The following is a 6,538-nucleotide window of genomic DNA, read 5'->3' as shown; positions in this document are numbered from 1 at the left end:
GTAATACGATAACTAATTACCCGGATTCTATATATAGCATTTCCCAGGTTAGTGAGGTACACCGCTAAAGATCCCCCCTAACCCCCCTTGAGAAGGGGGGAACTGAAAGTCCCCCTTGAGAAGGGGGATTTAGGGGGATCGTTGATGTACCTCACCAGACTGAAAACCGCTATAAGAGGTAAAACCCTTACTCTATAGGCATTGTTTGTGTAAATAATCCTTTGTAGGTGCATAATTTGGTCATTATTACAGATATTACCACTACAATTACTGTTGTTGCGTAAGTCCTGATATACTTAAATTATAGTTGACTCATTAAAGGATTATGGAAACTAATTATAAGCTTACTAAGCGAATATATGAAAGTGCTAATTCCTTAGTTTATCAAGGTTTATTAAAACCAGATAATCAACCTATCATTCTGAAAATCCTCAAAGAAAATTATCCTACAGCTTCAGAACTAACCCGTTATAAACAAGAATATGAAATTACTCGTTCCTTGAATTTAGATAGCATTATTAAAGCTTACGATTTACAAAGATATGAGAAGAGTTTAGTCATGCTTTTAGAAGACTTTGGCGGTCAATCTCTAAAATTATTACTAAACATAAGTCAATTAACCTTAGAAAACTTTCTGACTATTGCCATTAAGACAACTGAGAGTTTAGCTGCAATTCATACTGCTAATATTATTCACAAAGACATTAACCCTTCCAACATTGTCTATAACCCCCAAACAGAACAATTAAAAATCATTGACTTTGGAATTTCTAGCCGTTTATCTCAAGAATTTCTGAAAGTTCTTCCCCCCAATCAATTAGAAGGAACTTTAGCATATATCGCCCCGGAACAAACAGGGAGAATGAATCGAGGTGTAGATTATCGCAGTGATTTTTATTCCCTTGGGGTAACTTTCTATGAACTTTTAACCAATAAACTTCCTTTTGAAACAACCGATCCTATGGAGCTAGTTCATTGTCATATTGCACAACAACCATTACCAGTACATGAACTAATTCCTGACCTTCCTTTAGCTGTGTCAAATATCGTCAGCAAATTATTAGCTAAAACTCCAGAAGAAAGATATCAAAGTGCTTTGGGAATTAAAGCAGATTTAGAAACCTGTCTATATAAATTAAAGACTTTAGGAAAAATTTCTGAGTTTCCTTTAGGAAGTCAAGATATTGCTGAGAAGTTTCAGATTCCTCAAAAACTCTATGGTAGAGAACAAGAAGTCGAGGAACTTTTAACATCATTTGAGCAAGTAAGTCTGGGAAAAACTGGAATGATTTTGATTTCTGGTTATTCAGGAATTGGTAAATCAGCTTTAGTCAATGAAATTCACAAACCCATTATAAAGCAACGAGGAAAATTTATTAGTGGTAAATTTGACCAATTGCAGAGAGATGTTCCTTATTCAGCAATTTCTCAAGCTTTTCAAGACTTAATCCGTAAACTCCTAAGCGAACCGGATATAACTCTAAAAACTTGGAGAAATAAAATTTTAGCAGTTCTGGGAAATAACGGTCAAATTATTATTGATGTAATTCCTGAACTGGAAAAAATAATTGGGCAACAACCTCCAGTCGAACAATTGGGAGCTACGGAAAGTCAAAATAGGTTCAATTTATTATTTCAAAGATTTTTGAGTGTTTTCTGTCAAAAAGAACATCCTTTAGTAATTTTTATTGACGATTTACAATGGGCAGATTTAGCATCTCTCAACTTAATTGAGCAATTAATATTAGATTCAGATAACCAATATTTTCTGTTAATTGGAGCATATCGAGATAATGAAGTTAGTTCTACTCATCCTCTAATGCACACTTTAGAGAAAATTAAGCAAGCAAAAGTACCAGTTAATGAAATTACCCTTTACCCCTTAAAAATTCATCATATTAATCAATTAATTGCTGATACCCTAAGTTGCTCAACAGAAATTACTAAACCTTTAGCTGAATTAGTTGCAAAAAAAACTGGAGGCAATCCTTTTTTCCTGACTCAACTGCTTTATTCTTTATACCAAGAAAATTTATTAGTATTTAACTCTCATCAATCAAAAGATAATCAACAAAGTTATTGGCAGTGGAATATAGACGAAATTGAAAATGTATCTATTACCGATAACGTAGTTGACTTGATGGTCAGAAAAATTGAAAAGTTGGATAAAAAAACTCAACAAGTTCTCAGATTAGCGGCTTGTATTGGAAACCATTTTAATTTAGAAATTCTTTCAATCGTTAATAATAAATCTCAAATAGTTACAGCTAAAGAAATACAGTCTGCCTTAGATGAAAGTTTAATAATTCCTCTAGACAATAATTATAAAGTTCCTCTGCTTTGGAATTCAGAAGAATCATCAAATAACTCAGATATCTCATCTCAGTATTCTACATTTATTCCCTACAAATTTTTACATGACCGAGTACAACAAGCTGCTTATTCTTTGATTCCAGAAACAGAAAAAAAGCAAGTTCATCTACAAGTAGGTCGTTTGTTACTGAAAAATATTAAAGATGCTCGGAATAAAGAGGATGAGTTACAGAATAATATTTTTGATATTGTTAATCAACTTAATGAAGGTTTGGACTTAATTACTGATCAATTAGAAAAAGATGGGTTAGCCAAATTAAATCTTCAAGCTGGAAAAAAAGCCAAAGCATCGACTGCTTATGAAACGGCATTAAAGTATCTAGAAACTGGTATAAAACTTTTAAATTTTAACCAATGGAATTACCAAGGTTCATTAATATTTGAAATTCATCTAGAATTCTTAGAAGTTCTTTATTTAACGGCTGATTACCTAAAGGTTCAAGATTACTCTGATGTTTTGCTAAGTAAAAATTATGATACTCTCGACAAAGTGAAGATATATCAAATCAAAAGTTTGTCTTATCTGTCCGATCTTAACCAACAAAAAGCAATAGAAAATTTTGTCAAAGCTTTAGCATTACCCAAAATAGACATATATCTACCTCAAGATGAAGATGAAATAAAAAAAAGAAGTCACCAAGAATATAAGCGTTTAAAATTTCTTTTAAAAGATAAACAGATTAAGGATTTAGTCGATCTTCCACAACTAACAGATCCTTATAAAATTTCAGCTATTGTAATCTCACAACGGATGATACCTCTTCTAGCTAGTACAAATTCGCCTTTAGAGCCTTTGATTGTACTAATTATGATTAATCTATGTATTCAATACGGTAATCCACCTCAAGCTGCTGGTAGCTATGTTTTTTATGCTCTTTTCTTCTTACCTTCTTCCTCCGAAGATACTGAATTAGGATATCAATTTGGACAATTATCTCTGAAGTTGCAAGAAAAATATAATGTATCTTCATTAGAACCTTTAGTCATCCATATCTATCATGGATGTTTATGGCATTGGAAACAATATCTGATAAATACTGAAGTACAAAAAAAATGCCTTAATGGCTTTCAAAAAGGTATATATGTAGGAGATTATCCTTATGCTTCTTACTGTTTCATTAGTTATCATTTGATGAGTTTATTTGGAGGATATAGTCTAGAAAGTATCTGGGAAAAAGGAGACCAGTATCTTCAATTAATTAAGAATTTCCACATAGAGTATTGTACTAATTACACAAATATATGTCATCAAATAGTAAACAATTTAATTAATAACTCGAAACATTTTATTGTCATTGGCGATTCCTTGTTGGCAGAAGAATCTTATTTAGATAATTGGAATAAGAGTAAAAATATATGGTTGTTATTTATCACTTATTTTGCCAAAACATTTCTACTTTACTTTTTCAAGGAATATGATAGGGCGATTGATTATTCGATCAAAGCTCAAAAATATAATTATGGTGGTTGTTCAAAATATTTACCAGCACCTCAACATAATTTCTATTCTTCTCTTACTTTCTTGGCTAATTATCATAATTCAGAGCCAACTAAACAAAAACAATTACTAGAACAAGTAGAAAAAAATCAAGAGGATATGAAAATATGGACTGGACATTGCCGAGAAAATTTCCAGCACAAATACGATTTAGTCGAAGCAGAAAAAGCACGAATTTTAGGACAAACTTTGCAAGCAGAAGAACTGTACGATCGCGCCATTGAAGGAGCAGAAAAATATGAATTTATCCACGAAGAAGCTTTAGCTTACGAACGAGCAGCAGAGTTTTATTTCGCCCTTGACAGAAAAAAAATCGGTCAATTTTACCTCAGAAATGCCCATCATTGTTACATCCGTTGGGGTGCTAAAGCTAAAGTTAAACAGTTAGAAGAGGAATATCCTCAGTATTTATTAGGAGTAGTAAATGAAAAAAAATCAAAAGGTCTTAGTACAACCATTTCTACTTCTGGTTCTGATGGAGAAATTCTCGACTTAACAACAGTTATTAAAGCATCTCAAGCAATTTCTGATGAAATTAATCTGGAAAAACTTCTACACAATTTAATGAAAATTGCGATTGAAAATGCCGGGGCACAAACAGGCTTTTTAATTCTCGATCGCGAAGAGAGTTGGGTTATTGAAGCTCAAGGAAGAATAGATAGCGATGAAGTGATAACTTTACAATCAATTCCTATCGAGTTTGTAGACTCAGAAACATCAATTCCGATTTTACCAACCACGATTATCAATTATGTACTCCGGAGTCAAGAAAATATCGTTCTCAAAGATGCAGCTAACGAAGGACAATTTATTAATGACCCTTATATTATTGCCAAAAAAAGCAAATCCATTCTCTGTATTCCATTAATTCATCAAAATCAATTAAGAGGAATTGTTTATTTAGAAAATAATTTAACTACAGACACATTCACAACAAAAAGAGTTGAATTATTAAAAATATTATCCGCTCAAGCTGCAATTTCCATTGACAATTCCAGACTGTATAAAACCCTAGAAAAAAGAGTCGAAGAACGCACAAAAGAACTGTCTCAAACCTTAGAAGTTCTCAAAGAAACTCAAGCAGAACTTATCTTTGAAAATGATCTACTAAAAACTGCCGAACCTAGCTCTAATTTTGATTATCAAGTAGGAGGAAGTTTGTCGATGGATGCTCCTACTTATGTAGTCCGACAAGCAGACCGCACTCTCTATCAAGCTTTAAAAAAAGGTGAGTTTTGTTATATTTTGAACTCCCGACAAATGGGTAAATCTAGTCTCATGGTGAAGATGATGCACCATTTTAACAATGAAGGATATCATTGTGCTGCGATAGATTTAACCCGCATCGCTGATGAAAATGTAACGATAGAACAATGGTATAAAGGATTAGCTGTCGATTTATTGTACAGTTTTGATTTACTAACCACAGTTAATTTAAAAGCTTGGTGGAATGACCGATTAGATATTTCTCCGTTACAAAGATTCGATAGATTTCTGCAAGATATTTTATTAGTTGAACTGAATAATAATGAAAGTCAAACTCCCAAAAAAGTCTTCATTTTTATTGATGAAATTGATAGTATTTTAGGCTTAAAAATTCCGGTGGATAGCTTTTTTGCCCTGATTCGGTCTTGCTACAATCAACGAATGATCGATCCAAAATCTAGATATCAGCATCTCACCTTTGCCTTGTTTGGTGTAGCAACTCCTTCTGAATTAATGACTGATATTAGGAGAACTCCTTTTAATATCGGTCAAGCAATAGAATTAGAAAGCTTTAAACGACATGAAGCACAACCTTTATTATTTGGAATAGCTGAAAAAGTTAGTAATCCTCAAACTGTTCTTCAAGAAATATTAAACTGGACGGGAGGACAGCCTTTTTTAACTCAAAAACTATGTCGGTTTATTCGTGATTCAAAAACACCTATTCCTGTTAATGGTGAAACAGAATGGATAGAGAACCTAGTACAAGAAAAAATTCTGACAAATTGGGAAGTTCAAGATGAACCAGAGCATTTAAAAACCATTCGCGATCGCATTCTTTACAGTCCAAACAAAACCCAACTTCTCACAATTTATCAACAATTATGGGAGCAAAAAGAGATAGCAAGCTTAGATATTCCAGTACAAAAAGAATTATGTTTGTCAGGACTAGCAATAAAGCAAAATGGCTTGCTAAAAATTCATAACCGCATTTACGAATTAATTTTTGATCAGGGTTGGATCGAGTACAACCTTGGTTGATTAATGGATAATGGATAATGGATAATGGATAATTGATAATTGATAATTGATAATTGATAATTGATATCGCTCTGGTTTTTCCTAGTCTGTGGGAAGGGTTTGGTTTTCCAGTATTGGAAGCGATGGGTTGTGGTACTCCAGTTATTACTTCTAATATTTCATCTCTGCCAGAAGTTGCTGGAGATGCTGCTATTTTAGTTAATCCGAAAAATGTGGGAGAAATAATACCATTTCTCAAAAACTTTTCTACGCTTTCTTGAGCAGGGGAGTAGGGGAGTAGGGGAGTGGGGGAGAAGTAAACATTATAATAATTAACATTAACATAGCTAAAATTAGCAAAAAAGTTATTTGGCTAGTGTTAATTACTTAATAGCTGAAGTATTGCCCAAGTATAGCATTACTTTTGGGAATTGGTATAAG

1 protein-coding gene and 1 pseudogene are annotated in these 6,538 nt (G+C 32.8%); both read left to right on the top strand.

Going from position 1 to position 6,538, the window contains the following annotated elements:
• Window positions 1-325: 325 nt before the first annotated feature.
• Complete coding sequence (locus F6K54_RS37915; RefSeq protein ID WP_293089207.1) at window positions 326-6,118, top strand: AAA family ATPase; 5,793 nt, start codon at window positions 326-328, stop codon at window positions 6,116-6,118.
• A gap of 65 nt (window positions 6,119-6,183) precedes the next feature.
• A pseudogene (locus F6K54_RS37910) lies at window positions 6,184-6,357 on the top strand (glycosyltransferase); the annotation flags it as partial.
• Window positions 6,358-6,538 lie beyond the last annotated feature (181 nt).

This window comes from Okeania sp. SIO3B5, assembly GCF_010692555.1.
Lineage (GTDB): Bacteria > Cyanobacteriota > Cyanobacteriia > Cyanobacteriales > Microcoleaceae > Okeania.
This window is presented reverse-complemented; position numbering and strand designations above follow the sequence as displayed.

Bases quoted from the DNA above. Each gene is read 5' to 3' on its own strand.
- F6K54_RS37915 (WP_293089207.1), top strand. From the start codon at position 326: ATGGAAACTAATTATAAGCTTACTAAGCGAATATATGAAAGTGCTAAT.